We start from the raw sequence: 26,283 nt of genomic DNA, 5'->3' as shown, positions 1-26,283 counted from the left end.
TACTTTCTATTTACTTTTTATTTCTTTTTAGATAATCAAATAGGTTAACTTGTTCAATAAATTGCTTGCGATCATTCTTAGCAAGAATGTCTAGTATTATTCCTGCAATAAACAGAAGCAATCCAGCTATAATCAGCATTACCGCGCCAATTAGCGTAGGGAAGCGTGTTACTAAATGTGTGCGCCAAAACTCTATAAATGGCAGCATGCATGCCCCTAATCCGCATAATGTGATTAGCACGCCTAGAGTGCCAAAAAATGGCATTGGTTTGTATTCGCGAATCATGTGGAAGATTGTGGAAAGTACGCGGATTCCGTCTCCAACAGTATCTAATTTGCTAACCGAGCCTTGCGGGCGATCCCTATATTGGATTGGCATTTCGTACAGCTTTAGATTGTTGTTAAGAGAATGAATTGTCATTTCTGTTTCAACTTCAAATCCTCGCGAAAGCACTGGGTATGTTTTTACAAATGTAAACGAAAAAGCGCGATATCCCGTCATTATATCTGTGACTTTTGCGCTAAAAAGTGTGTTGATTGCACCGCGCACTAGGCGATTTCCAAAGTTGTGGAATGGTCGCTTGTTTTCTTGAAAATATGTTGAGCTTAAGCGGTCTCCAATAACCATATCGTAGCCCTCAACGATTTTTGCAACCATTTTTGGAGCAGCTTCTGCTGGGTATGTGTCGTCGCCATCTGCCATTACGTATACGTCTGCATCTATGTCTTGGAACATTGCGCGTATAACATTGCCTTTACCTTGTCTTGGCTCTTTACGAACTACCGCTCCTGCTTTTTTGGCAATGCTAGCGGTTTCGTCTGTTGAATTATTGTCGTATACGTATATTGTTGCTTCTGGAAGTGCCGCCTTAAAGTCTTTAACAACTTTTTCAATGGTGATTGCCTCGTTATAGCACGGCAGCAACACTGCGACAGAAGTCATAATATATCCCTTCATAACGGTAAATGGCGTGTGCTTTGGGTTTTTAAACAACCTTTTTAGTTACTGGCACATCAATGTTATTTTACTCATTATTGTGGATTGTGCGCTTGTTTACAAAAGTTGCATGCTGCAAATAGTGTCAAATGTTCAAAATAAACTAATAATAATTATTTTTGAACACCTTTGTGCATGCTATACTAATGCAACAAAATGTATAGAGCCATCAGTATGCACATCGACTAGTGCATGGAGACACTGTTATGGAAGCATATTCAGCATTAACTCATAACGAATTTGCTGTAATATCAGCATTGCAACGTTTGCCAGGAAGTAATCAACGTACTATAGCTGAGCATACGAAGCTTTCATTAGGCACAGTCAATAGTGCGTTACGCGATGCTATTCAGCATGGGTTTGTTGTTAATGGTGAAGTTACAGCAAAAGGTCTTACAGTACTTGAACCGTATCGTGTACACAATGCTGTTATTATGGCAGCAGGGCTTTCATCACGTTTTTCTCCGATTTCTTACGAATTGCCAAAAGGTTTACTCACTGTGCGCGGCGAAGTACTTATTGAACGACAAATTCGTCAATTACAAGAGGCGGGAATTAACGATATTAGCGTAGTAGTTGGCTACAAGCAGGAACGATTCTTCTATTTGGAAGACAAGTTCACCAAGGGGCATTTTTCCGTAAAAATCGTGCCCAATAAGGAATATCGTTATCGCAACAACAACAGTTCAATCATGGCTGTTGCTCATCTTTTAAGTAACACGTATATTTGTTCTTCCGACAATTATTTTGACGAAAATCCTTTTGAACCATACGTGTGGAAGGCTTACTATTCTGCGCAATATCAGCAGGGCTGCACTAAAGAGTGGTGTATGAGTGTGGGTGCGCACGATCGCATTACTTCGGTAACTATTGGTGGCAGCGATGCGTGGTACATGATTGGTCACGTGTATTTTGACAGTGAATTTTCGGCTAAGTTTGTGCGAATTTTGCGTGCGGAATATGATTTGCCGCAGACTGCTGGCAAGCTGTGGGAAGATATTTTGATTGAGCATTTAGATGAGCTTGATATGCGCATGCGCCGCTACGATCCTCCGATTATTCACGAGTTCGATTCGTTAGATGAGCTTCGCGAGTTTGATCCGCTGTTTTTGGAAAATGTTGACAGTGAAGTTTTTGACCGCATCGTTAAGGTGCTTGGTTGTAAGAAGACGGATATTCGCGACGTGTACCCGTTGAAAAATGGTTTGACGAATCTTTCTTGTCATTTTACGGTTGGCTCTAGCGAGTATGTGTACCGTCATCCAGGGGTTGGCACGGATGTGTTGGTGAATCGCAAGGCTGAGTATGAGGCTTTGCATGCGGCGCAGCGTCTCGGTTTGGATGGTACGTTGGTTATGGCTGATCCGAAGTGTGGTTGGAAAATTTCGCATTTTTTGAAAGACTGTCGTATTGCTGATTTTCACGATTCTTGCGATTTGCGCGAAGGTATGCGCCTGATTCGTAAGCTTCACAACAGTGGTGCTACGGTGAGTAGACGCTTCGATTTTTATAAGGAGTCTCAGCGTTATTTGCGCGATTTGTGCGCTTGTAGTGTTACATTGCCTGAGGGTGCTGACGCCTTGCTTAATAAGGTCGATTGGTTGTATGAGTGTGTGAGTAAAGATGCTTGTCAAAAAATTTGCTTGGCACACAACGATGTGTTGGGTGCGAATGTGCTTGTGGATGTTGCTGGATGCTACCATCTGATTGATTGGGAGTATGCTGGGATGTCAGATTATGCACAGGATTTAGGTACGTTGTGCGTGTCTGACGAACTTAATGAGCATGAGTTTGACGCGGTTTTAGTGGAGTATTTTGGGCGCAATCCTACTTGTGATGAGCGGCGTCATTGCATAGCATACGTTGGTTTTGCGGGGTGGTGTTGGTATTTGTGGTCGCTGGTAAAAGAGGCTGAGGGGGAGCCTGTAGGCGACTGTCGTTATTTGTATTACAGTTATGCGAAACGTTACATTAATCGCGCTTCGAGTGAATACGGTGCCAGATTTGCTAGTTCTGCCGAATCCTCAGGCTCTGTAGAAAAGGTGTGATTTATGAAATATTCCTTAATAAGCGGACTGTTTTGGGGAGTCGACACTGCTCTACTTGCGGTATTGGTTGCGTTATCTGTACACGGCTTAACGCCTTCTGCAGTATGGTATGTGGGTGTTGTTGGTGCTTGCGTTCACGACGTTGTGTGTGCTGTAATATTGTGGATTTATATGGTTTGTCGTTCAAAGTTGCGCGAAACTGTTGCTCTTTGTAAGCGCGTGAAATTGATTGTGCCTATTGTTTTGAGTTCGCTTCTTGGAGGCCCAATCGGTATGACTGGTTATGCTATTGCGGCAAGTAATATTGGCGCTGGTTACACTGCTGCGATTTCCGCACTGTATCCAGCTTTTGGCATAGTACTTTCTTCTATTGTGTTGCATGAACGTTTAAGTGCGTTGAAATACTGTGCTTTTACTGTAACACTTATTGCGGTAGGAGTGCTCGGATACTGTTCTTACGCGGAATCTTCAACCGCAACTATCTTCTCTCCGGGCAGCATAGTCTTAGGTTTGATTGCGGCTATTTTTAGCGTTATCGGTTGGGGGAGTGAAGCTGTTGTTTGTGCTTGGGCTACAAGAAAGCAAAGCGTTGACGACGAAGTGATGCTGCACGTGCGCGAAACTGTTTCCGCGTTGTCGTACACTATAGTAATCATGCCTTTATGCACTTTGCTACCAGTTTTTCGCGTGTGTATAGATTCAATGTATTTGCTTGCGCTAGCGCTTTTTATCTCACTATTAGGCACAGCATCATACTTATGCTACTATCGCGGTATTGCAGAAGTTGGAGCAACCCGAGCTATGGCTGGAAATATTACTTATGCTGTGTGGAGCATGATTGCGGCAGCGTTGCTTTCTCAAACGATTCCTCCGCTTATTGCGTGGGCTTGTTGTGTAGTAATCATCGTTTGTACAATAGTTATTTCTTCTAAAAGTTGAACGACATATGTATTACTTATGTATTAAAAATATGCATTTTATATAAGAAAAATTTATTTGCATAGTAGAGATTCGCGTAACTTGCTTTTAGTAATATATTCGGAAAGTTTGCGGTAACATCAAGAGAGAGTATACCATATTGTTATATCGTGACTTACGTTGTGATAACGAGGAGCAGAAGATATGATTTCACAACTGCGTTGGCTAATAAGCAGACTTCCGGCATCAAGACGTTCTGTTGCTGATCTTCACATGCAGATTGTTACCATGCAAAATCAGTTGAACCAATTACAGCAGTGCGCAAATCAACAGTACTCAACGTTAGAAGATAACCAACACAAGATGCTGCAATCATTAGTCAATGAAATACGCACTAATCGTGAGCATGCGTCAACGATGTTTTGGGCGAATTATCAACAAGAAAATGAAGATGCATTAAGTGCACGTAAACGATTCTTTCTCAATCTGCCCAAAGCTACTGGCTCCATGCGACTAATACAGCGTGGTTGCGCAGCGTTATTTAATGAGTTTACGCAGATTGCAAACCAACATCATCTTCAATATTGGGCTGATTTTGGTACTCTACTCGGTTGTGTGCGTCATCGTGGGTTTATACCTTGGGACGACGATGTTGACTTAGGTATGACACGAGAGGATATTGATAAGCTGCTAATAATCTTGCGTGAGGATGACGCGTTGTGCGCGCGATACCGTGCGGTGCTCGTGTATGATCCGTACGCCTGTTGCCGTCAGCTGAGGTTCCGTTACGCGAATAATAGTAATCCTTGTTTTTTGGATATTTTCTTCTATGATTACGCGCCAAAATACACTGTTGAGCAGCAAGAATCTTTCGTGAAACTCCGCAATAATTTGCAGCAAACATTACAATCTCAACCATATTTCCAAGATTGGAAAAAACACGGTTATATAGAAAACGGCAATGAGCATACGCAAGATATTGAGCAAATATTCCAGCGCTACCAGCAACAAGCTGTACAACAAGGACTTATTGTAAATAAATCCGATGCCACAAGCATGGTGTACGGTCTTGATAATGTTGAAGCAGAAAACCTATATGCGATGCAATATAATGAAGTTTTTCCAACAAAAACAACAACATTTGAAAACTTTTCTGTAAATGTGCCGCAATGTGCAGAAAAAATCTTAGAACGTGCTTATGGCAATATTTATCAACTGCCGTCGGATATTATTACACACTTCCGTCATGTTGATTGTGAATCGTTGCATAGCAGCCATACTGACGATGTGATTGAGCAGGATATTCGTTCAAATCCGTATGTTGTCGATTGTGACAGACTTGAATAAGTTATGTAATGCTACAAAATGGTAACGCTAAGAATGGCAATAGTACGAAGGAATTAACAGGTGTGCATATGAGCGATACGAGCAATAGTAACGGTAATGCGACTGCTGTAAATGATGTGACGGCAGAAAGAGACGTAACGATGGCTGGTAGTGCAATAAGTAGTGTGCTACAGTGCGGTTGCAATTGTGCTCGCGCTACGCGTTCCATTTTACGACGTATATCGCTAATTATGCCGCTTATTATTGTGCTTCTTCTGGAGCTTGTATGGTTCAACTTTCCGGCAATCGAATCGGCAGGATTTAATCCAACTCCTGTTCAGAGCGTTTCACCTGGTGCTGGTTTGATTCGTCACGGCGACATGTACACAGTTACCAGCAAAAATAATCAATACATACAATTGCATTACGCTCAACCTTCTCAAATAAACAATATTTATGTCGATATGCGCTCGCCTCACACTCGCACACTCGATATTGCTGTGTATGTGTTGGATGGTGGCAACAGTACTTCCTATATTCAAGTTGCGTCTCAGCCAGTTACGTCGAATGTGAACGATACGAAATATGTGCGCGTGCATGCGGTTGATAAAGTTGCGGGCTTGCGTTTGAGCACGAAGCTTCAGAAAGGTGATTCTTTTACAATTGCTAACCTTGCGTTGAATCAGCGTAGACCGTTACATATTTCACTTGTTCGCGTCGTGATTTTGTTGCTGATCGCTTACGTTATATACGTGTTGGCTCCGCGTTCGCGCATTTATAAAGAAGCGCTTGATTTGCGCGTGCGCAAACAGCAGTTGTGGCTTGTTGCGTTAGTGCTAGTGCAGTGCGCAATACTTATTGGAGTAACGAAAGTTACTGGTACTCAACACATGTTTACTGCGGGGGTGTGTAATAACGGCGGCTTTATATGTGACGCAAACCAATACAATCACCTCGCCAACAGTCTGCTCAAAGGTCACCTGTACTTGGATCTGCCAGTTCCTGACTGGCTGCCAAATATGAGCAACCCTTACGACGCAGGCGCGCGCTATGCTATGTCAATAAAAACTGGTCAACCAACTTACTGGGACTATGCGTTCCACGGAAGCCACTACTTTACTTACTTCGGCGCAGTTCCCGCACTGTTACTTTTTGTGCCGTTCAAAGTACTTACTGGCCATGATTTGCGCACAGATTATGCCGTCGCCTTCTTTGCCGTCGCTTTCGCAATTGCTTCACTGTATCTTATGGTGCAATTACTTCGACGCTTCTTCCCAAAGCGATCCTTCGGTTTCCTCGTGCTGTCGCATCTCATTATGCTCATGTCTAGCGGAGTGCTAATCCAGGCGTATCTGCCGCAAATCTACTCGCTTCCTATGCTGTCATCATTGTGTTTCACCTGCTTAGGACTGGGATTGTGGCTACAAGCGAGAACTACTCAAGATATTCTTTCTGAAACCCCGTACTTACGGAAGTCGCTACTCATTCTGGGAGCAGTATGTATTGCGCTGAACCTAGGGTGTAGGCCGCAATTTATTCTGTCATCGCTGTTTGCTTTCGTAATTTTTAAGGAAGAAATCGTAAAGTATCGTCTATTTTTTGCTTTCAAACGAAGCAGCTTAATCAATACGATATGCGTAATCGCACCAATGATTCTTATAGGCTTATCCGCCTGCTGGTACAACTACGCGCGTTTCGGTTCGCCACTAGATTTTGGTGCAACCTACAATCTCACTGGTTTTGACATGGTTCACCGCTCCTACTCTTGGGCGCGAATCCCATGGGGAGTATGGATGTACCTGTTCCAGCCGATTACTATTACGCCAGTCTTTCCGTTTATGGAACAATCCGTGCTGCCATCAATGTTCCACGGGCAAATCATTATGGAGCCATTCTTTGGCGGCTTACTCGCTTACTCTCCTGTATGTGCAGCCGTAGTGTTGTACCCTGCGGTAAAGCAACAATTACGTAAAAAGCAGCTCGCTGGATTCTTTACGCTCGGCTTAACGTTAGCAATACTGCTTATGGTATTAGACGCGGAAGTAGTAGGAATTTCCAGCAGGTACTTTAGTGATTTTGGATGGCTGCTAGCGTTGTGTGCAATTATGGTGATTGCAAGTCTTGTAGACAAAGTCTCGTCTTGCGTACACATGGTTGACGCTCATTCTGGTTGTGTCAACGAACCAGACGAGGAGTTTACTTCGCAAACCAACTTTAAATTAATGCATAAAGTATTGATTATTCTGGTGATTTCCAGCGTTGGCTTGTGTTCATTAAACCTACTTGCCAACGGACGATACTCGGACCTTCAAGGCACTAGGCCTAGTATATACAGAAGTATTGAATCCTGGTTCTCGCCACTTATGTAAAAAACGAATAAGTTGCAATTTAGTTACTATTGGTAAATTACAATTTAAATAATTTGAAGAAGAAAATTTTGAAGAAGAAAATATGGTAGTAGAACAAAAACAACCAGTGCAAGAAGTAGTGTCTTCTGCACAAGCTCAAGTGACATTACAATCGAGCAAAGGATCGCAAAATTGCTTGCAAAAAGACCTGCAAGTTGAAGTTTTGCGAATTATTGCAATGCTTATGATTGTGGCCTGCCACATGATCATACATTTGAACATTCGCGCGCACAGTTTCAATATGGAACTTTTGCCAGCTCCAGGCTTGCGTTCAGCACTTAAATTCTTAGTCGTACAATATGGTCAAGTTGGTGTCTCAATCTTCTTTATTATTTCCGGCTACTTTTTATGTCGCAAAACCTTCCGCTACCGACGCGTTTTTGCAGCGTGGGCGCAAATGTTCTTATACTGCATTATCGTGCTGGCGGTAACCTTCATAGCGGACTGCTTTGGCTTACTTCCAGAAAATTTAAGCAACTTACTTCACGGAAAAGAACTTGCCTACACGCTGTTGTGGAATGTGACGCCATTTACCTATCGAAGCTACTGGTTCATGAGTGCGTACTTAATCATGCTTATGTTCATGCCTTTTATAAACATTCTTATAAGTCATATGACTCAGCGCGATCATGCTATGCTGCTGGTACTTCTTGCGTCAATCTCACTTATTCCGCTATATTTTGGCAAAAATTATACTTGGAATGACATTATTTACGCAATTTTTGGATATTTAGCCGGAGCTTTTATTGCGCAGTACGGTAGCGGAATAAAAAAACTTACTACAAAGCGACTTTGTGCTTGCGTAGTAATATCTACCGCCCTTATGCTCGCTTTCGACTATGTTGCTTCGTCCGGGAATAAGTTTGTGCGAGTTCTTACGTGGGATCAGCAGGTTCACGGCGGCATTGGAATACTGCCAATGATTATTGCAATGTGTATTTTCATTCTTGTACACCGAATGAATATGCTGCGAATTAAAGGACTAGCAAGAACCGTAATTTTGCGCGTTTCCAGAGCAACTTTCGGAGTGTACCTTCTTCACGAGCACATGTTTATTTTTGTAGCGTTGTGGACGTTTGTGGCGTGGATGCTTCCTACAACTTCCTCAAGCGCACTCATAGTGCTACTTTACGCGATTACTTTAATTTGTACGTACGCAGCACTTTCAGTTGTGGCAGTTGTAATAGATCTTGTTATTAAACCACTTTCTAACAGAATTGCGCTAACGTTGGAGCATGTCGCCAATTGCGTATGTTCTGTGTACAAAACGGATTCACAATCCAAAATGGAGTAACTAACTGATAAAATATATATCTTGTGAAAAACATTGTAGATAAGTTGCGCGCAAGATACCACTATTCGTGGGTGGTTCTTAAAGAATTGGTAAAAACAGACTTTAAGTTGCGCTATCAAGGCTCCTTCTTGGGTGTTGCGTGGTCGGTTTTGCGCCCACTCATGCTGTTTTGTGTAATGTATGCAGTTTTTGCAAAGTATTTGCGAATGTCGGATGGCACGCCAACCTATCCAGTTGTGCTTTTGCTTGGCATTAGCGCATGGCAGTTCTTTGGTGAGGCCACTTCGATTGGTTTGCGTGCGGTGGTAGACCGTGGAGATTTGCTGCGTAAAATCCATTTTCCTAACTACATTGTGGTGGTTTCGGCAACTGTTGGAGCGTTAATCAGCTTTGCAATAAATCTTGTTGTTGTTATTATTTTTGCAATATGCTCGGGTGTTCAATTTACATGGTGGTTGCTGCTAGTGCCGCTTAATTGTATTCAACTTTACGTGCTTGCGCTAGGAATAACCCTGCTTCTTTCTACAATGTACGTGTATTTTAGAGATATTGCACATTTGTGGGATGTTGTTCAACAAGTGCTGTTTTACTCAATGCCAATTATTTACCCTCTAAGCATGGTGATTGGTAATAACTCTTTAGGAAGATGGGGAACGGTTATTGCAAAAGTGCAGTTACTTAACCCTATTGCACAATGTATTCAAGATTTGCGCCACAATCTTGTAGCTCCTTTAACCCAGCCTACTGTTTGGAATCTTGTTGGATCTCCGCTATTAATGATGGTTCCAGTAGTGCTAACTGTACTTTTGTGCGTACTTGGCGTATACACGTTCCGCAAGTGCAATCGCAAGTTTGCTGAGGTGATGTAATGAGCGAAGTCAATTTAGAAAATACTAAAGAAGACGATTCTCGTCCAGTTGTGCTTTCTGTTGATCATGTTGGAAAATATTTTAAGCTGCCAACCGAGCAGGCAAGTGGTCTAAAGCAGGCGTTTATTAATTGGACGCGCGGAATTAAAGGATACAAAGAACAGCATGTTCTGCGCGATATTAATTTTAAAGTGCGCAAAGGCGACTTCTTTGGCATAGTTGGCCGCAATGGAAGCGGAAAGTCCACTTTGCTTAAGCTTATTTCTGGAATCTACGTTTCAGATTCTGGCAGAATAAGCGTAAATGGCAAATTAGTGCCATTTATTGAGCTTGGAGTGGGATTTAATCCAGAATTAACTGGTCGCGAAAACGTGTTTTTAAACGGCGCATTGCTAGGATTTACAAGCGCGCAAATTGAAAACATGTATGACGATATTGTTCGTTTTGCAGAACTCGAAGAGTTTATGGATCAAAAACTTAAAAACTATTCTTCGGGCATGCAGGTGCGTTTAGCTTTTTCTGTAGCAATTCAAGCTCAGGGAGATATTCTTGTTCTAGACGAAGTTCTTGCAGTTGGAGATGAGGCTTTCCAGCGCAAATGTGATGCGTATTTTGCAAAAGTCAAAAAAGATGCTAACAAAACAGTTATTCTTGTTACTCACGATATGAATGCTGTAAAGAAATATTGCAATAAAGCAGTTCTTATTAAAGATGGCGAAGTTATTGTTAGCGGAGATAAAGACGACGTTGCAAATCGTTATACTCTGGAAAATCTTTCCAACAAAAAGAACAACAATAGTGCTGACGGATATTCTATCGGCTTAAACAAGCGTGTACCGTTTATGCGCATTGTACCAATTAGCAAGCAGCTGCTCAACTGTAATGAAACATTCCGTTTTGCTGTAGAATACGAGTTCAACGAACCTGGAAAATACTTTATAGCTGTGGCAATGCACGATATAAAGCGTGGTGGAATTGCGTATGACACTGGTGGAGACACCATTGAGTTAGAAGGTGAAGGTCGTCAGCGTGCTGAATTTGAAGTGCCGCTTAAAATCTTAAATAATGGCGAATTTAAGCTCGTAGCCTCCTTGCGCACAAGGAGCGCGACGGATCCAGACGACACCGACATGATCGCGTTTACTAACGACAATAATTCGTGCATGTTTGCTGTAAGAGATAGTCGAAACCGTGAGTATGCGCTCTTAAATGACAATGCTATGACTTTCACTTGCTTAAAGCATTATAAATGTTAGCCTTATTTGTAGTTAGCTTACACGTATTTAACAAAGACTTATAACAAAAAACAAGCTAAAATTAAGGGTATTTGGGAATGAATCTTTTTAAAGTAGATGAAAAAGCAAAGCAGTTTATAGACTCTTTAAGCGAGCGCCAACGCAGGCTTATTGTGGGCGCTATAAACTATCATTCACTAACTGCACCGTCTAGAACTTTGCAATATCAAGTTTACATGGGTCAAAAATGGCAGTATCCGCGATTGGCTGATTTTTCAGTTTTTAATGGCGTTTGTACAAAAAGCGCTGGATTAAAGCCGATTTTTACTTTTAGCGCTCAGTCAACTGTTACAACGCAAAGCGAATATACAAAAGAAATCTGGAATGAAGGAAAACTTATACAAGACAATGACATTAGGTATCTTTTGCTAACTCCAGATGATGCAACAGACGACGATGTTATGAATTATTGCAAATCCGATACTTTAAAGCAGAGGATTTATAAAGAGTGCGAGCTTTACGCGCCTTCAGCCTTTGACATTGTTAGAGAGGCGTTGCGAAGAAAGCGTGAGTATGATTCAAAAAAGTCTGTTTTAGCGTACAATCCTTGGAATCAAAAGCTGTTTGAAGGAGTTGCAAATAGTAGTCAGCGAAGTGCTGCTAAGAGTGGAAAAGATTGCTTTAAAAATCTAGATAATAAAAATCTAAATAATGCTAGCAAAACTAATGGTGTTCCTAATTTTCTAGAGTGTGTTCCGCCTGCTAAAAGAGTTGAAGGCGCTAAAAAGGCTGTTATTATTGGCGTGCACTGGCTTCAGGCTGGCGGCGCAGAAAGATGGGCTGTAGAAACTATAAGAATAGCCAAAAAAGCTGGTTTCTTGCCGATTGTTATTGCGGATCGAGATAGTCACCATCCGTGGATTACAAAAGATTTTTGTGATGATGCTCTTATCTTGCCGCTTACTCCTCCTGCTAAAGAATGTTGGGGAGATGTTCCACTTTTAAGATCATTGTTTGAACAGTTTGATATTAGGGGCATTGCAATCCACCATTGCCAGTGGATTTATGACCACATTTGGTGGGTTAAAAAATTCTTCCCAAATACGCATATTGTTGATTCTCTTCATATTGTGGAATATATAAATCGAGGCGGTTATCCTCATGAGGCTTTAACTCACGATAATTGGATTGACTTGCATCATGTTATTTCTCCGCAACTAGAAAATTGGCTGCATAATGTGCATGGAATTGAATCGTCCAAGATTATAGACGCTCCTCTTATTGGTCTTACTACTAGCAAGAGCTGCAGTTGCGTATCGTCTAGAAAAAATAAGAATACTATAAACGTTGCGTTTGTGGGAAGAGTCGCAAGGCAAAAGCGCCCTGAGGCATTTGTTCTTGTTGCAAAAGCTTTAAACAAAAAGTATCCAGGAAAATTCCACTTTATTTTGCATGGAGATGGCGATTTAGATACTTTTGTAACAGAGCTTATATCTAGATATCATCTTGAAAATGTTATTGAGCGCAGGTCTATGAGTGTCCCAGCGCAAAAAACTTACGATGATGCCGACGTGCTTTTAATAAGTTCGGTAAACGAAGGGATTACTCTTACAACCATTGAGGCGTTGTCTTGCGGAGTCCCAGTTCTTTCAACAAACGTTGGCTCGCAAAAAACGGTTATTCCGTCTTACGCGCTATTGCCAAGAATGACGTCTAGTTTTGTTAAAGCATCTGTAAAAGAATTGTGCAAAATACTAGAAGACGATTCGTATCGTTCACTATTGTGGAAGGAAGAAGTTAATAATTTGAGTCTGTTTGCAAAACTCGAATCTGCCGAAACGTTATTCACTAAGTTATTCGAAGAATGGAGCAAGTAATGTTGGACGCCAGCAAAACAAAAGATAGCATCAATGTTGCGGCTGTTGTAGTGACTTTTAACAGGTTAGAAAAATTAAAAACGGTATTAGAGTCGTTGCAGTCCCAAACGCGTGTTCCAGATCAGTTGATTATTGTTAACAATGCTTCCACAGACGGCACTGCAAAATATTTGGAAGAATTTGCTCGCGATTTTTCTATGAAAGATAGGATTAATCTTAATGTTGTTACTCTGCCAGAAAACGTTGGCGGAGCGGGTGGATTTTCTGCAGGCATGCGCAAGGGCTATGAGTTGGGCGCCGATTTTGTTTGGATTTTTGACGATGACGGCTACCCACAGCCTAAAGCTCTAGAGAATTTACTTAATGGCTTTAACAGTGCGGTTGATCAGCTTGGCCCAGATGTTCCATACGCCTGCTCAATGGTTAAGTTTGTGGATGGGTCAATCTGCGAAATGAACAATCCTGTTCCAACTTGGGATTGGGGTAGACTTATTGCTAAGGGCTTTAATAATCTTGTTATGGTAACAAGCTGCTCGTTTGTTTCCGTTCTTATACCTCGTTGGGTTATGGAAAAGTATGGATTGCCATTTAAAGAGTACTTTATTTGGTTTGACGATGCGGAATATACTTTGCGCATAACTCGCGTATGCCCAGGCGTGCAAGTGCTAGATAGCGTGATTGTACACGATATGGGAGCAAACAAGGGCGTAAACTTTACGATGATTGATCAAAAAAACGCGTGGAAATTTGCATACGGAGTGCGAAATCAGGCGTCTTACAGGCTTCACCACGAAGGCAAAGCAAAGTATTTGCTGTTCTGCGCAAATGTGATTAGGCAAATGAGGCGTGGCCGTGTTGAGCGCAATCTTAAGATTAGAATGATTAAGCAAATGCTTAAAGCAATCAGTTTTAATCCAAAAGTGGATTTTCCGCAAAATAAACAAGCCAATTAAACAGAATAAATAAGCCAAGCAAAACGTATTACAGGAAAGCAACTTATTACAGGAAAGCAAAATGAGCGAAAATAATAATGCAAAGTCTAATGCAAATTCTAATGCAAAGTCGCAAGAATACCCAGATTTAGTAGTTGTTGGAGCAGGATTGTTCGGCTTAACCGTAGCGCAGCAAGCGGCAGAACGCGCTGGCGCTCGCGTTGAGATTATTGACGTGCGTAATCACATTGGCGGCAACGCTTACTCGTATTTTGACGAGCGCACGGGAATTGAAATTCACAAGTATGGCGCGCATCTTTTCCACACAAGCAACAAGCGCGTGTGGGACTATGTGAACCGCTTTACAACGTTTACTAACTACGTGCATCGCGTTTATGCAACTCACAATGGCGAAGTGTATTCGTTGCCAATCAACTTGGGTACAATTAACCAATTTTTCCACGCGCACTACACTCCAGAAGAAGCAAAGGCGCTTATTGCAAGCCAAGCAGGGGAGTTTGCTGGTAAAGATCCGCAAAATCTAAACGATAAAGGTATTAGCCTAATTGGGCGCCCGCTTTACGAGGCGTTTATTAAGAATTACACGGCAAAACAGTGGCAAACGGATCCTTCTAAGCTGCCTGCTGGAATTATTAAGCGCTTGCCTGTGCGATTTAACTACAATAATCGCTACTTTAAAGACACTTGGGAAGGCTTGCCAACGGATGGCTACACGGCTTGGATGCAGCGCATGATTGATAATCCGCTAATTCATGTTTCGCTTGGCGTGGACTTTTTCGACGAGTCTCAGCTGTTTAACAAGCGCGCGCTGGCGGAAGCTGGAGTGCCAGTGGTTTATACGGGGCCAGTGGATAGGTATTTTGACTACGCGCTTGGCGAGTTAAAGTGGCGTACTGTTGACTTTAAAGAGGTGCGTTATAAGGAGAATGACCACTTTGGCTGCCCTGTTATGAACTATTCAGATGCGGATGTTCCGTTTACGCGCGCGATTGAGTTTAAAAACTTTAATCCAGAGCGTGGGGAAGTTGGCGTGGATGCTGGCGATGCTGGCGTGGATGCTAGCGGAAATGCTGATTTTGTGCCAGGCAAAAGCGTTAAATCAGGGGAAACTGTTGTTTGGCAAGAGTATTCGCGCGCTGCAACTCGCGATGATGAGCCTTATTACCCTGTAAACACCGAGGAAGATAAGGCTTTGTATGCGCAATATTCTCAGCTTGCTGCAGCAGAGGCGCGCACTGTTTTTGGCGGAAGGCTTGGTACGTACAGCTACTACGACATGCACAATGTAATTGACATGGCGTTAAACGCTTACGAATCGCAAGTTGCGCCTTTGCTTGATTCTTCTGCCAATTTGTAATATTCGTTTTTATAATAGGAATATGTTACATGATTCTAAGAAAGCAGATGAGTCTAAAGAGCTGATACAAAAAACTCGTATGACAACTGTTTCTAATTTTGATTCCACAGAGCAAGCAACTGTGTGGAGCGATATTGTAAAACAGATTAATTCTGATTCTTGGAATAATAAAGATATTAGTGAATCTAAAAATAATGTAGTTAGTTTTGACAATTTGTGGATTGGCAATAAAACAAACTACAAAGTGCATTCACTTTTACATAGATACCCTAAAATACGTAATTATTTTGCTGGAATAATTCGCACTGCTTATTTGTATTCTCCGCATATTCTAATTACTGACGCAGAGCTTTTTGATGGCATATTTTTCCTACTCTTTGGTCCAAAAGATATTGCAGATATGTTGACTAATGTAGTAGAGCAAGATGATTCTAACGATTCTAGTGGGTTTAATGATTCATTTTCGTATAGCCGTAATCCTTCAATAATTATTCGAGGAAGAGGAAATAATATATTTGAATCATTCCTCAGTTTTTTCACTGTTAAAAATGTTAAAAATGTTAAAGAAGACAATGGCTTGGAAAATGGCTTGGAAAATGGCTTGGAAAATGGCTTGGAAAATGGCTTGGAAAATGGTGAAAATTCTTATAGGCTAAGACCGTTAAAATATTGCATTTTTGGTAAAACATTATCAAAAGAGACTGTAGAAAATAATCCAGATATTTGTAAAAAACTAACCCATAATCTAAATATTGCTAAAGGTGATGTTTCTTTAGATTGCGTTAAAAAACAAGTGCAATCGGTAGCGGATGCGTTTGAGGAAATTTTTGAAAAACATGATTTAGGTAAAGATGGATCAAAATCCTGTGGTAAATATGATTTTCTTGCGCAAAGATGGTATGAGTGGATTGAGGCTTGTGAAAATGGCTTAGTAAAATACGAGAAGAACGAAAATTTTGAAAAATTTAAAGGTATTTTTGTATCTCTTGCTGAAAAAAATTCAAAAATCATATTAAACGCATGTAAAGAAGAAGCCATAAGGCTTAGTGCATTGCAAAAGATTAGTGCGAATAAAGGTCATTCTAAAAGTAGTAATACCTTGATGGAGCAGTATAAGTTTTTTGAAGATATTATTTTAAAACTTGTAAATCCTGAATACTGTGGTCGTTCAAAAGCTTTTAATTTTATTGATGAGGAAAGTAAAAGATTAGAAGATTTTAATAAAGTCATACTTGAATCTACTGCTAAAAATAATGCGGTGGAAGATGAATCATTAGATTCTAATTCCAAAACGAATAAATATTGCACTCAAAAAATGCTTAAAGATTGGTATCAGTTTGTTTATTTAAGAGCAATATCAATGACGCTTGATGCATATATGACAACTGTAAATGCTAAAGAAAATTCATATGCTCAAGTTGCATACAAATATGATGCCAATAGCGGTAAAAAATTGGCAGATGGCCATAAATCGATTTTTAATTTTTATTGCAAATGTAATCCAAAAGAATCAATTGCGTTAGCTGGAGAAATTACATCTGTTATAGGCGGAATGCCTAATTCTGTATTTGCTAATTTTTGTTATAAGTCGCAAACGGCTATAAAAAAGTGGCGCGCATGTGGCCCGCAAACATCATTTAAAAAACAGAAGAAATATGGATTAAACATTGCTTATTTAGTTGATAAAGCTAAAGAAGATGATGATATTGAAAAAGATAGAAAAGACATTTTTAAAGGCTTTATCGGCGTTGTTTTGTTTGCTTTTATATCTGTATTATGCGACAAGGCTTTGTTTAACGATAGTTCGATTCCAGTGTATTTTATTATTTTGATTAGCTGGATTGTTTCAATCCTTCCAGAAGCGTTAAATATGTTTAACTGGATAAAGCGTACTCATACAGCGTGTAAAACAATCGTGTTCTTTGCGTCTTAATGATTATGCGCTGTTGGAATCGAATTTGTATTGTAAGTGGTTTATATCTGCTGCTAGAAAAATAAGAAAGTAATTATCAATTAGTTGGTGATAAATATGAGTGAGAATATTGACTCGTTAATTAATGGTAAAAATATTATTGACGATGAGCCTCCGCTTATACTAGAAGGTGATCAAAAAGTTATATATCGAGATGAAAAAAGTGCTGATTTTACAGTTAATTGCCAAAATGTAACTGTGCGCAAAGGCGGCAAAAAGCTTCGCATGTATACTGTTTCTACGGCTAATAAAGTTACTGGTGCGGTTTGTGTTGTTAGCAGAAAATCCAAAGATAAATGTTCTACGAGCAATGATGTTTTACAAAGTTCTAGTGACGTTAATCAAAGTGCGCACAATAGTTTAATAAACAATAATGAATATTTGCTTGCGCGTCATTGGCGTATTAGCACAAAAAAATGGCATTGGGAATTTCCTCGTGGAATGGGAATGTTGGGCGAAAATCCTGTGGAAACTGCATTGCGTGAATTGCGTGAAGAAACGGGTATAAAAAATTATTCACATGTTACTATTTTGCAGAAAATTTATGCCGATACGGGAATTATTTGTGGAGATATTGCTGTTGCGGATATTTCAATTCCTTGCGCTAAAGAAGAGGCTGGGGAAGTCTCTGGCGAAGGTGCGAAAATAGACGCCGAAAAAAACTTCGAAACCGATTGGGAATTAAGTAATTTATACTGGTTTTCTTTCGATGAGATTGTAAATATGATTAAAAATAACAAAATCGACGATGGGATTACTTTAGCTGCGTGGTGTATTTACTGCAACAATAATTTGCCGCAATAATAAACGGTAATTTTATTAGGCTGATTGTTGATTTAAAGATTGTTGATTTAAAGTTTAAACGTGGCTAAAAGGTGTTGTAGAGATGTGTGCCAACAGTAAAAAGCATAGTGAATTTTGCCCGTCACACATACTGGTTACGGGCGGTGCTGGATTTATAGGATCAAATTTTGTGCATTATATTGCAAAATATCATCCAGATGTTGCTGTTAGCGTGCTTGATTCACTTACATATGCTGGCAATATAAATAATTTGCGCGGGCTGCCTGGTGATTTTAAAAACAAGCGTTATGCTTTTATCCATGGCGATGTTCGTGATTCTAATTTAGTTGATCAATTGCTTAATCCTAGTTCTTTGCATAAAACTGATTCGGGTAATGCTTTGCCTGCAATAGATGCGATTGTGCATTTTGCTGCAGAATCACACAACGATAATGCGATTGAATACTTTGATCCTTTTATGAGCACAAACATTTATGGCACATACGTGTTGCTTAATTCTGCTCGAAAATATGATATTCGTTTTCATCATGTAAGCACAGACGAAGTGTATGGAGATTTGCTGCTAAATAGTCGCGAGCGTTTTAACGAAAATAGTCCGTACAGGCCATCAAGTCCATATTCTGCAAGTAAAGCAGCTAGTGATCATTTAGTTCGCGCATGGTGCAGAACGTACGGATTGAGAGCAACTATTTCTAACAGTGGCAATAATTATGGCCCTCGTCAGCATATTGAAAAGTTTATTCCTCGTCAAATTACAAACATAATCTGCAATATGCCTGTAAAACTTTATGGTAAAGGCGATTCTGTGCGAGATTGGATTTATGTTGAAGATAATTGCGATGCGATTTGGCAAGTGCTGGTTCGTGGAACAATTTGTGAAACATACATTATTGGAGCGCAGTGCGAGATGAATAATATAAGTCTGTTAAAAATGCTGCTAACAATAATGGGTAAGACTGAGTCGTGCATAATGAATGTTAATGAGCGACCTGGGGAAGATAAGCGTTATGCGCTTGATGCGTCTAAAATACGCACGCAACTTGGGTGGAGCGCTAAGCATTTAGATATGCGGCAGAATCTACAAGAGACAATTGACTGGTATGCTGCAAACGTTGATTTGTGGGAGCCAATAAAAAACCAGGTTGAGCAGCATTACGCCGCTTCTGGGCATTAAGACGAGGCCGGGGCGTTTTTGGGTAATCGGCATGAAAAAAGGGCTTCTAGCGATTGGCTAGAAACCCTACTCGCGGAGAATACGAGATTCGAACTCGTGAGGCTGTTACACCAACACGCTTTCCAAGCGTGCGCCATAGACCACTAGGCGAATTCTCCACATCAATCATTGCGCTAAACACACAACGAAAGACAACTTAAATAAGATAACATAGTGTGCGGATAATGCAAAATCGCGCGTTGCGCGACGACCTGCCTTTTCGCTTAAAGCGTAGCGCGAATCGACGATTTCGAGCTGCATAATGCGCGAGAAATCACCTCGATTCGCTGAGCCGCTCAAACGTAAAGTCCAGTGGACTTTACATGCCAAATCAGCCGAGCGGCTACTAATAGCTGCGCGCGCCAACCTGCCGGAGCGCTTGAAGCGTAGCGCGCGAAGGCAATTTTGCGCGCTGAGCAGCTCAAGACAGAAGCACTGCTTCTGCGCTGCGAAGACGTGAGCGCAGCTAATCTGCGCGAGCGACATAGCGCGCTGTAACGCGCGAGCGACATTTTTAACGTTTTTGCGATTCTTAAATCACCTCAATAGATTTATTGCACATACAATCCTTGCAATTGCGTGTTGTCGATTATGTGCGTGTTGTTGATTATATGATAGTGTAGATTTTTCATATGTAGTAAGCGATTTGCGATTTGTGATTTGCGACTTACTACAGATGTGCAAAACTACAGGATTATTATCAAATACAGGATTTAAGTTTAGAAGGTGTTTAGCATGGATGTTGGTTTTGTAAAGAATATCCAAAAAATAAAGCCTAAAAAGACAAATCCTGCAGTTGATCATAGTCCGCGCACAATGATGATTGGCATAATCTTAACAATTCTTGGCGGAGCGCTTTGGGGCACAAACGCTACAGTTTCTAAGATTCTAATGTCTAAATACCTTGTAAGTCCGCTGCAAATCGCGTGCGTTCGTCAGCTTGCTGCAGGCGTGCTATTCGTAATTGTTGCCTCAATTGTTAATCGCAAGCAACTCGTTGGCGCATTAAGCACAAAAAAATCATGGCCAATGCTAGTCGTAACAGGTATTGTGTGCGTGCTTTTAACGCAAGTTGCGTATCTTTTTACAATCGACTGGACTAACTCTGGAACAGCTACCGTTTTGCAAAGCCTCAATCTTCTTTTTGTGCTTGTTTACGTGTGTTTGCGGTCAAAAAGAACTCCGACTTTGCGCGAAAACATTGGTGTTTTGCTTGCGTTTGCAGGAACTGCGCTTATGGCAACGGGTGGCAATTTTAGCTCGCTTTCACTGCCGTTGATGGGACTTTTGTGGGGATTAGCGGATGCTGCGAGTACGGCGGCGCTTGCGATTATGCCAGTCAAATTGATTGCAAAATGGGGAAATCTTACTGTAAACGGAATCACGTTTATTATTGCAGGTCTTATTATGCTGCCATTTGTGAAGCCATGGCAAACAATGCCTCCTTTGGATTTGAGCGCGTATTTGCTGTTTACTTTTACTATTGTTGGCGGAACTTTTGGCGCATATTGGATGTTTTTGGCTGGCATTATGCGAGTTGGATCTGTGCGCGGAACGCTTTTGGGCGCGAGCGAGCCTGTTATGGCTGCAATCACGGCTGTTGTATTTACTGGAGCTGTGTTCTCGTGGGCTGATTTTGCAGGATTTGCGCTTATTTTTATTATGATGATTTTATTGAGGTGATTATGACGAATATGCAAGATGCACAAAACACGGATTTACAAAATCCAGATGCGCAAAACCCAGTCAATCGAGTAGAGCAGATGTATGAGTACGGCTACCGAAAGTCAAACTACGGCCCAGACGAGCTTGTAACAGACGCGCACGGAAATCCAATCAGCGTTATGGATGCCATGCTAAGCGCGCAAGATGCAAGCACTGCGCAAACTCAAACTCCGCACTTGTGCTTCTATTCGCCTAGAATCCCAGGAAACACAGGATCTGCGATTCGCCTTTGCGCTGTAACGGGCACAATTTTGCATCTTGTAGAGCCGCTTGGATTTAATCTTCAAGACACAAAGCTTCGTCGCGCGGGTCTTGATTATCACGATATGGCACACGTTGTTATGCATCCGAATTTTGAAAACCTTGTTGAGTCAATGCCAAATTCTCGCATAATTGCGTTTACTGCAAACGCCACAAAACTTTACACAGATGTTGAGTATAAGCCGAACGATATTTTGCTTTTTGGACCAGAGCCAGGAGATATTCCAGACCCAATGGATATTATGGCAGGCTCGCATGTTGCGGAACAGGTTCGCTTGCCAATGCGACCTTCGCTTAGAAGCTTAAATCTTACGAATTGCGCATCAATCGCCATTTATGAGGCGTGGCGTCAGCTTGGATTTGAGGGCGGAAAATAGTAATAAATAGCTAGAAATCGCCATAAATAGCCAAAAATAGTCTTAAAACTACTCATGCATTACAATGGTTAATATGCCTGTGTTAAAACGTAAACCTAAGCGGAAGATTAGTGCTGCGCGCCGCCGCATGTACATTCGCCGCCGAATCGTAGTTTGCGTGGGGCTGCTGGCTGTTTTAGCATTCTGCATTTTTTGCATAGTCAGCATTTTTAAGGGCATTAGCGCAATCGGAACCGCTATAAACAAACATTCAGACGTTACTCTATCTAAACAGCTTGTGCCAGATCCAAGGCCTGTTGGAGTCATAAAAAAATGCAGTGCAAAAGACGTTAGAATTGAGCTATCTGCTGCATCTCAGGCGGTTCCAATGGGTGGAACTTTAGAGTTTAATGCTCACATTGTTTACGAAGGCGACGATTCGTGCAGGATTGACGCTTCGAGCGGAAGAATGGTGTTGAATATAGGCCAAAGTGCAGGCGATTCATCGCAAGCTGCTGGCGATTCTTCTGGCGCAAAAGGCGATAAGTCAAATAAGTCAAATAAGCAAAATAAGTCGAATCAGTCGAATAAGTCGAAAGACAAGTCTGCACAAACAGTTGTTCCGCAATGGCAATCAGATATGTGCGTAATTCCACTCAAGCCGCTACTTATGGCAAAAGGCGATTCGTACGATAAAAAGTTTACTTGGAATGCAAACGCTACGATTGGCACGCCAAGTGGAGAAAATTGCGCGAATGACTCCGATTTGCCTAAAGTTTCGCGCGGAACGTATATTGCGCAAATAGAGCATAAAGACGTAGCAGGGTTGCAAAGCAATCCCGTGGTTATTTCTGTTCGCTAGTGCCTACATAAATGACGATAAAAAGTCGAAGCGAAGGGGTAAAATCGTTTCTTTGTACACGGTGTGTCATATAGCGGGCATACTCAAGGAACCGAAGAAGGCGCCCGCAAACCCAAAATCGTTGATTTTAAGCGCGTTTGCTGCGATTTTCTAAAGCTCCCAAGGATTAATAAAACTAGCTAGCGATAAAGGAACGTCCATTGGCTGCTGAACAAGCTACGACGAACACCACCAAAGTCATCGCGCGTGCCGACGAGCACAGCATTAAGTTGCACAAAGCGTCGGATCGTGTGAATTTCGGCTCCATTTGTGAGCCAATCGATGTGCCATACCTCCTCGGTGTGCAAACCGACAGCTTTGACTGGCTGATCGGCTCCGAGCGTTGGAAGAAGCGCGTCGAAGAAGATGAGGCAAATGGCACTCACACGGTGCCACACGTCTCTGGTCTGGAAGAAGTGTTCCAAGAGATTTCTCCAATCGAGAATTTTGCTGAGACAATGAGCCTCACATTCTCGGATCCATATTTTGAAGAGCCACGTCACACTGTGCTTGAGTGCAAAGAGAAGGATTACACGTATTCCGCTCCTTTGTACGTAAATGCAGAGTTTGAAAATGGCGAAACTGGCGAGATTAAGAGCCAGACTGTTTTTATGGGTGATTTCCCATTACAAACCCCACACGGAACATTCATTATTGGCGGCACTGAGCGCGTAATCGTGTCTCAGCTTGTGCGTTCCCCAGGCGTGTACTTCGATCGCACGCAAGATCGCACTTCCGATAAAGACGTTTTTGGCGCAAAAATCATTCCAAGTCGCGGAGCGTGGCTTGAGTTCGAGATTGATAAGCGCGATGTTCTTGGCGTGCGCGTAGATCGCAAGCGCAAGCAGTCTGCAATCGTATTCTTAATGGCAATCGGCATGACTAAGCCAGAAATTGCCGAAGCATTCCAGGGTTATCCTCTTGTTCTCGACGCTCTAGAAAAAGAGCCAATCGATACTCAAGACGATGCTCTTACAGACTTGTACAGAAAGATTCGTCCAGCAGATACTGCCACTCCAGACGCGGGTCGCAATTTGCTCGAATCCTTCTACTTCAACACAAAGCGCTACGATTTGGCGCGCGTTGGTCGCTACAAGATTAATCGCAAGCTTGGTTTGGAAGCGGATTACAACGATCGCAGCTTGAATCGCGAAGACATTATTGCAACAATCAAGTATTTGGTTACTTTGCATGCTGGCGAAAAGACTTTCCCAGGAAAGCGCGATGGCGAAGATGTGCAGTTGCGTGTAGACGTAGACGATATTGATCACTTTGGAAATCGCCGAATCCGTCAGGTTGGCGAGCTTGTACAGAATCAGATTCGTACTGGCTTAAGCCGCATGGAGCGCGTTGTGCGCGAGCGCATGACAACGCAAGACGCTGAGGCGATTACACCACAGTCGCTGATTAACATTCGACCAGTTAACGCTACGATTAAGGAGTTCTTCGGAACTTCCCAGCTTAGCCAGTTTATGGATCAGAATAATCCTTTGGCAGGCGTTACAAACAAGCGTCGTCTCTCTGCGCTTGGTCCTGGTGGTCTTTCTAGAGACCGCGCATCTATGGAAGTTCGAGACGTGCACCCATCCCACTTTGGTCGTATGTGCCCAATCGAATCCCCAGAAGGTCCAAACATCGGTCTTATCGGCTCTCTTGCAACCTTTGGTCGCATCAACCCATTCGGCTTTATTGAAACGCCTTATCGCAAGGTTGTTAATGGTCATGTGACTAACGAAGTCGAATATATGACTGCAGATCGCGAAGCCGAGCACGTTATTGCTCAGGCAAACCAGGAGCTCGACGAAAATGGCAACTTTGTTGGCACTCAGGCTCTTGCTCGCGTGGACGAAGAAGAGGCAGTCGATGTGCCTGTTAGCACTGTTGACTACATGGATGTTTCTCCACGTCAGATGGTTTCTCTTGGCGCAAGCTTGATTCCATTCTTGGAGCACGATGAAGGACACCGTGCATTGATGGGTACCAACATGCAGCGCCAGGCCGTGCCTCTTATTAAGTCGGAGCGTCCACTTGTTGGTACGGGTTCCGAATGGCGTGCTGCAGTTGATTCTGGAGACGTGATTCTTTCCGAAAAGCCAGGCGTTGTAACCTACGTTTCTGCAGATATTATTCGCGTTATGAACGATGACGGAACTCAATCTAGCTACAAGCTTTCTAAGTTCCAGCGTTCCAACCAGACTACTTGCTACAACCAGGTGCCGCTTATTAAAGATGGCGAGCGCGTTGAAGCAGGAACTGTTTTGGCTGATGGCCCTGCAACAGATAAGGGTGAGCTTGCACTCGGTAAGAATTTGCTTGTTGCGTTTATGCCTTGGAACGGCTACAACTACGAGGATGCTGTGATTATTTCTCAGCGACTCGTGCAAGACGATACGCTTTCTTCGATTCACATTGAAGAGTACGAGATTGACGCGCGCGAAACCAAGCTTGGTGCCGAAGAGATTACTCGCGACCTTCCAAACGTTGGCGAAGACGCTATTGCAAACCTCGACGAGCGCGGTATTATTCGCATTGGTGCCGAGGTAGAAGCTGGCGACATTTTGGTTGGTAAGGTAACACCTAAGGGCGAGACCGAGCTTACTCCAGAAGAGCGCTTGCTTCGCGCAATCTTTGGCGAAAAGAGCCGCGAAGTTCGAGACACTTCTTTGCGCGTGCCACACGGCGAAACTGGTACTGTGATTGCTGTTAAGGAAATCACTCGTGAAGACGCTGAAGACGATGGCGATGAGCTTCCAAATGGCGTAAACCAGATGATTCGCGTGTACATTGCTCAGCATCGCAAGATTACGCAGGGCGATAAGCTTTCTGGTCGTCACGGCAACAAGGGTGTTATTTCCCGCATTTTGCCAGAAGAGGATATGCCATTCTTGGAGGATGGTACTCCAGTAGACATTATGCTTAACCCGCTGGGCGTGCCTTCTCGAATGAACTTGGGCCAGGTGCTCGAGCTTCACTTGGGTTGGATTGCTCACGCAGGCTGGGATATTAATTTGGATCCAGACCTTGAGGCTGCTTGGAAGAAGTATGTGCCACAAGGCGCCGAGCACGGCGATCCATGCACTCCTGTTGCAACTCCAGTGTTCGACGGCGTGCGCCCAGAGACTTTGAAGGGTCTTTTGAGCACTACGCTTGCGGACCGCGACGGCAATAAGCTTGTTGGTTCCGACGGTAAGGCAACTCTGTTTGACGGCCGCACTGGTGAGCCATTCCCTAAGCCAATTTCTGTTGGCTACATGTACATCTTGAAGCTGCATCACTTGGTTGATGATAAGATTCACGCTCGTTCCACTGGTCCTTACTCTATGATTACCCAGCAGCCGTTGGGTGGTAAGGCTCAGTTCGGCGGCCAGCGCTTTGGCGAGATGGAAGTGTGGGCCCTTGAGGCTTATGGCGCTGCGTACACATTGCACGAAATGATGACCACAAAGTCTGATGACGTTGACGGTCGCGTGCGCGTGTATGGCGCTATTGTTAAGGGCGATAATCTTCCACCTGCTGGTATTCCTGAGTCCTTTAAGGTGTTGCTCAAGGAAATGCAGTCGCTCTCCTTGAATGTTGAGGTGCTTAACTCCGAAGGAGTGGCAATCGACATGAAGGATGAAGATGATGATCCGGTGTCGTCTTCTGAAAATTTGGGCTTTAATATTGGTGCACGACCAGATTCGTCTGCCAAAGAAGACCAAGTTATTCAAGAACCTGAATACCAGTGATACAAGTGTTACAAGTGTTTTAATCACTAATCACTAATCAC

Annotated in this window: 18 protein-coding genes and 1 tRNA gene; 17 read left to right on the top strand and 2 right to left on the bottom strand. The window is 42.5% G+C overall.

The window, feature by feature from the left end:
- Positions 1–10: 10 nt before the first annotated feature.
- The gene (locus NYP69_RS03690; protein WP_115761722.1) at positions 11–943 is read right to left on the bottom strand and encodes a glycosyltransferase family 2 protein; all 933 of its coding nucleotides are present in this window, start codon (positions 941–943) and stop codon (positions 11–13) included.
- Positions 944–1,203: 260 nt separating this feature from the next.
- Between NYP69_RS03690 and NYP69_RS03685 the strand changes: the two genes are divergently transcribed.
- From NYP69_RS03685 to rfbB, 13 genes are all read left to right on the top strand, one after another.
- A complete protein-coding gene (locus NYP69_RS03685) occupies positions 1,204–3,045 on the top strand; it encodes a phosphotransferase (protein ID WP_473412932.1) in 1,842 nt (613 codons plus the stop codon).
- Between the two features lie 3 nt (positions 3,046–3,048).
- Positions 3,049–3,984: a DMT family transporter gene (locus NYP69_RS03680; protein ID WP_101889737.1), complete on the top strand. Its 936-nt coding sequence runs from the start codon at positions 3,049–3,051 to the stop codon at positions 3,982–3,984.
- 183 nt (positions 3,985–4,167) lie between these two features.
- Positions 4,168–5,310, top strand: coding sequence for a LicD family protein (locus tag NYP69_RS03675; protein WP_473412931.1), 1,143 nt, complete (start codon positions 4,168–4,170; stop codon positions 5,308–5,310).
- Between the two features lie 68 nt (positions 5,311–5,378).
- The gene (locus NYP69_RS03670; RefSeq protein WP_115761724.1) at positions 5,379–7,658 is read left to right on the top strand and encodes a hypothetical protein; all 2,280 of its coding nucleotides are present in this window, start codon (positions 5,379–5,381) and stop codon (positions 7,656–7,658) included.
- Between the two features lie 82 nt (positions 7,659–7,740).
- Positions 7,741–8,991, top strand: coding sequence for an acyltransferase family protein (locus NYP69_RS03665; protein WP_101889735.1), 1,251 nt, complete (start codon positions 7,741–7,743; stop codon positions 8,989–8,991).
- Between the two features lie 23 nt (positions 8,992–9,014).
- Positions 9,015–9,860, top strand: a complete 846-nt coding sequence (locus NYP69_RS03660) for an ABC transporter permease (protein ID WP_473412930.1) — start codon at positions 9,015–9,017, stop codon at positions 9,858–9,860.
- Complete coding sequence (locus NYP69_RS03655; protein ID WP_115761725.1) at positions 9,860–11,116, top strand: ABC transporter ATP-binding protein; 1,257 nt, start codon at positions 9,860–9,862, stop codon at positions 11,114–11,116. The genes NYP69_RS03660 and NYP69_RS03655 overlap by 1 nt, the downstream gene beginning before the upstream one ends.
- A 77-nt stretch (positions 11,117–11,193) precedes the next feature.
- Entirely contained in the window at positions 11,194–12,972 is a 1,779-nt protein-coding gene (locus NYP69_RS03650) for a glycosyltransferase (RefSeq protein ID WP_473410607.1), read from the top strand.
- Positions 12,960–13,925: a glycosyltransferase family 2 protein gene (locus tag NYP69_RS03645; protein WP_101889731.1), complete on the top strand. Its 966-nt coding sequence runs from the start codon at positions 12,960–12,962 to the stop codon at positions 13,923–13,925. The genes NYP69_RS03650 and NYP69_RS03645 overlap by 13 nt, the downstream gene beginning before the upstream one ends.
- 61 nt (positions 13,926–13,986) lie before the next feature.
- Positions 13,987–15,282, top strand: a complete 1,296-nt coding sequence (locus NYP69_RS03640; RefSeq protein ID WP_473410605.1) for a UDP-galactopyranose/dTDP-fucopyranose mutase family protein — start codon at positions 13,987–13,989, stop codon at positions 15,280–15,282.
- Between the two features lie 22 nt (positions 15,283–15,304).
- Positions 15,305–17,215, top strand: coding sequence for a hypothetical protein (locus tag NYP69_RS03635; protein WP_473412929.1), 1,911 nt, complete (start codon positions 15,305–15,307; stop codon positions 17,213–17,215).
- Positions 17,216–17,311: 96 nt separating this feature from the next.
- A complete protein-coding gene (locus tag NYP69_RS03630; protein WP_101889728.1) occupies positions 17,312–18,058 on the top strand; it encodes an NUDIX hydrolase in 747 nt (248 codons plus the stop codon).
- An 82-nt stretch (positions 18,059–18,140) separates the two neighbouring features.
- Positions 18,141–19,232, top strand: a complete 1,092-nt coding sequence (gene rfbB, locus NYP69_RS03625; protein ID WP_101889727.1) for a dTDP-glucose 4,6-dehydratase — start codon at positions 18,141–18,143, stop codon at positions 19,230–19,232.
- Between the two features lie 73 nt (positions 19,233–19,305).
- Here rfbB and NYP69_RS03620 read toward each other — a convergent pair.
- Positions 19,306–19,390 (bottom strand) — tRNA-Ser (locus NYP69_RS03620).
- Between the two features lie 616 nt (positions 19,391–20,006).
- On the opposite strand from NYP69_RS03620, the gene NYP69_RS03615 reads away from it, so the two are divergent.
- The 4 genes from NYP69_RS03615 to rpoB all read left to right on the top strand — a co-directional run bounded on the left by NYP69_RS03615 (position 20,007) and on the right by rpoB (position 26,242).
- Positions 20,007–20,954 carry a DMT family transporter gene (locus tag NYP69_RS03615; RefSeq protein WP_004129941.1) on the top strand — a complete coding sequence of 316 codons (948 nt, stop codon included), beginning with the start codon at positions 20,007–20,009 and terminating at the stop codon, positions 20,952–20,954.
- A gap of 11 nt (positions 20,955–20,965) precedes the next feature.
- The gene (locus tag NYP69_RS03610) at positions 20,966–21,634 is read left to right on the top strand and encodes a tRNA (cytidine(34)-2'-O)-methyltransferase (RefSeq protein ID WP_473410781.1); all 669 of its coding nucleotides are present in this window, start codon (positions 20,966–20,968) and stop codon (positions 21,632–21,634) included.
- A gap of 64 nt (positions 21,635–21,698) precedes the next feature.
- Complete coding sequence (locus NYP69_RS03605; protein WP_473410603.1) at positions 21,699–22,475, top strand: peptide ABC transporter permease; 777 nt, start codon at positions 21,699–21,701, stop codon at positions 22,473–22,475.
- Between the two features lie 200 nt (positions 22,476–22,675).
- Entirely contained in the window at positions 22,676–26,242 is a 3,567-nt protein-coding gene (rpoB, locus tag NYP69_RS03600; RefSeq protein WP_415691321.1) for a DNA-directed RNA polymerase subunit beta, read from the top strand.
- The last annotated feature ends 41 nt before the right edge of the window (positions 26,243–26,283 follow it).

This window comes from Gardnerella sp. c17Ua_118 (assembly GCF_055804255.1).
This window is presented reverse-complemented; position numbering and strand designations above follow the sequence as displayed.

Excerpts from the sequence above, each read along its gene's own strand:
- NYP69_RS03635 (WP_473412929.1), top strand. The coding sequence starts at position 15,305 with ATGTTACATGATTCTAAGAAAGCAGATGAGTCTAAAGAGCTGATACAA.
- NYP69_RS03640 (WP_473410605.1), top strand. The coding sequence starts at position 13,987 with ATGAGCGAAAATAATAATGCAAAGTCTAATGCAAATTCTAATGCAAAG.
- NYP69_RS03680 (WP_101889737.1), top strand. The coding sequence starts at position 3,049 with ATGAAATATTCCTTAATAAGCGGACTGTTTTGGGGAGTCGACACTGCT.
- NYP69_RS03655 (WP_115761725.1), top strand. The coding sequence starts at position 9,860 with ATGAGCGAAGTCAATTTAGAAAATACTAAAGAAGACGATTCTCGTCCA.
- NYP69_RS03685 (WP_473412932.1), top strand. The coding sequence starts at position 1,204 with ATGGAAGCATATTCAGCATTAACTCATAACGAATTTGCTGTAATATCA.
- rfbB (WP_101889727.1), top strand. The coding sequence starts at position 18,141 with ATGTGTGCCAACAGTAAAAAGCATAGTGAATTTTGCCCGTCACACATA.
- NYP69_RS03610 (WP_473410781.1), top strand. The coding sequence starts at position 20,966 with ATGCAAGATGCACAAAACACGGATTTACAAAATCCAGATGCGCAAAAC.
- NYP69_RS03645 (WP_101889731.1), top strand. The coding sequence starts at position 12,960 with ATGGAGCAAGTAATGTTGGACGCCAGCAAAACAAAAGATAGCATCAAT.
- NYP69_RS03605 (WP_473410603.1), top strand. The coding sequence starts at position 21,699 with ATGGTTAATATGCCTGTGTTAAAACGTAAACCTAAGCGGAAGATTAGT.
- NYP69_RS03630 (WP_101889728.1), top strand. The coding sequence starts at position 17,312 with ATGAGTGAGAATATTGACTCGTTAATTAATGGTAAAAATATTATTGAC.
- NYP69_RS03675 (WP_473412931.1), top strand. The coding sequence starts at position 4,168 with ATGATTTCACAACTGCGTTGGCTAATAAGCAGACTTCCGGCATCAAGA.
- NYP69_RS03665 (WP_101889735.1), top strand. The coding sequence starts at position 7,741 with ATGGTAGTAGAACAAAAACAACCAGTGCAAGAAGTAGTGTCTTCTGCA.
- NYP69_RS03615 (WP_004129941.1), top strand. The coding sequence starts at position 20,007 with ATGGATGTTGGTTTTGTAAAGAATATCCAAAAAATAAAGCCTAAAAAG.
- NYP69_RS03670 (WP_115761724.1), top strand. The coding sequence starts at position 5,379 with ATGAGCGATACGAGCAATAGTAACGGTAATGCGACTGCTGTAAATGAT.
- NYP69_RS03690 (WP_115761722.1), bottom strand. The coding sequence starts at position 943 with ATGACTTCTGTCGCAGTGTTGCTGCCGTGCTATAACGAGGCAATCACC.
- NYP69_RS03650 (WP_473410607.1), top strand. The coding sequence starts at position 11,194 with ATGAATCTTTTTAAAGTAGATGAAAAAGCAAAGCAGTTTATAGACTCT.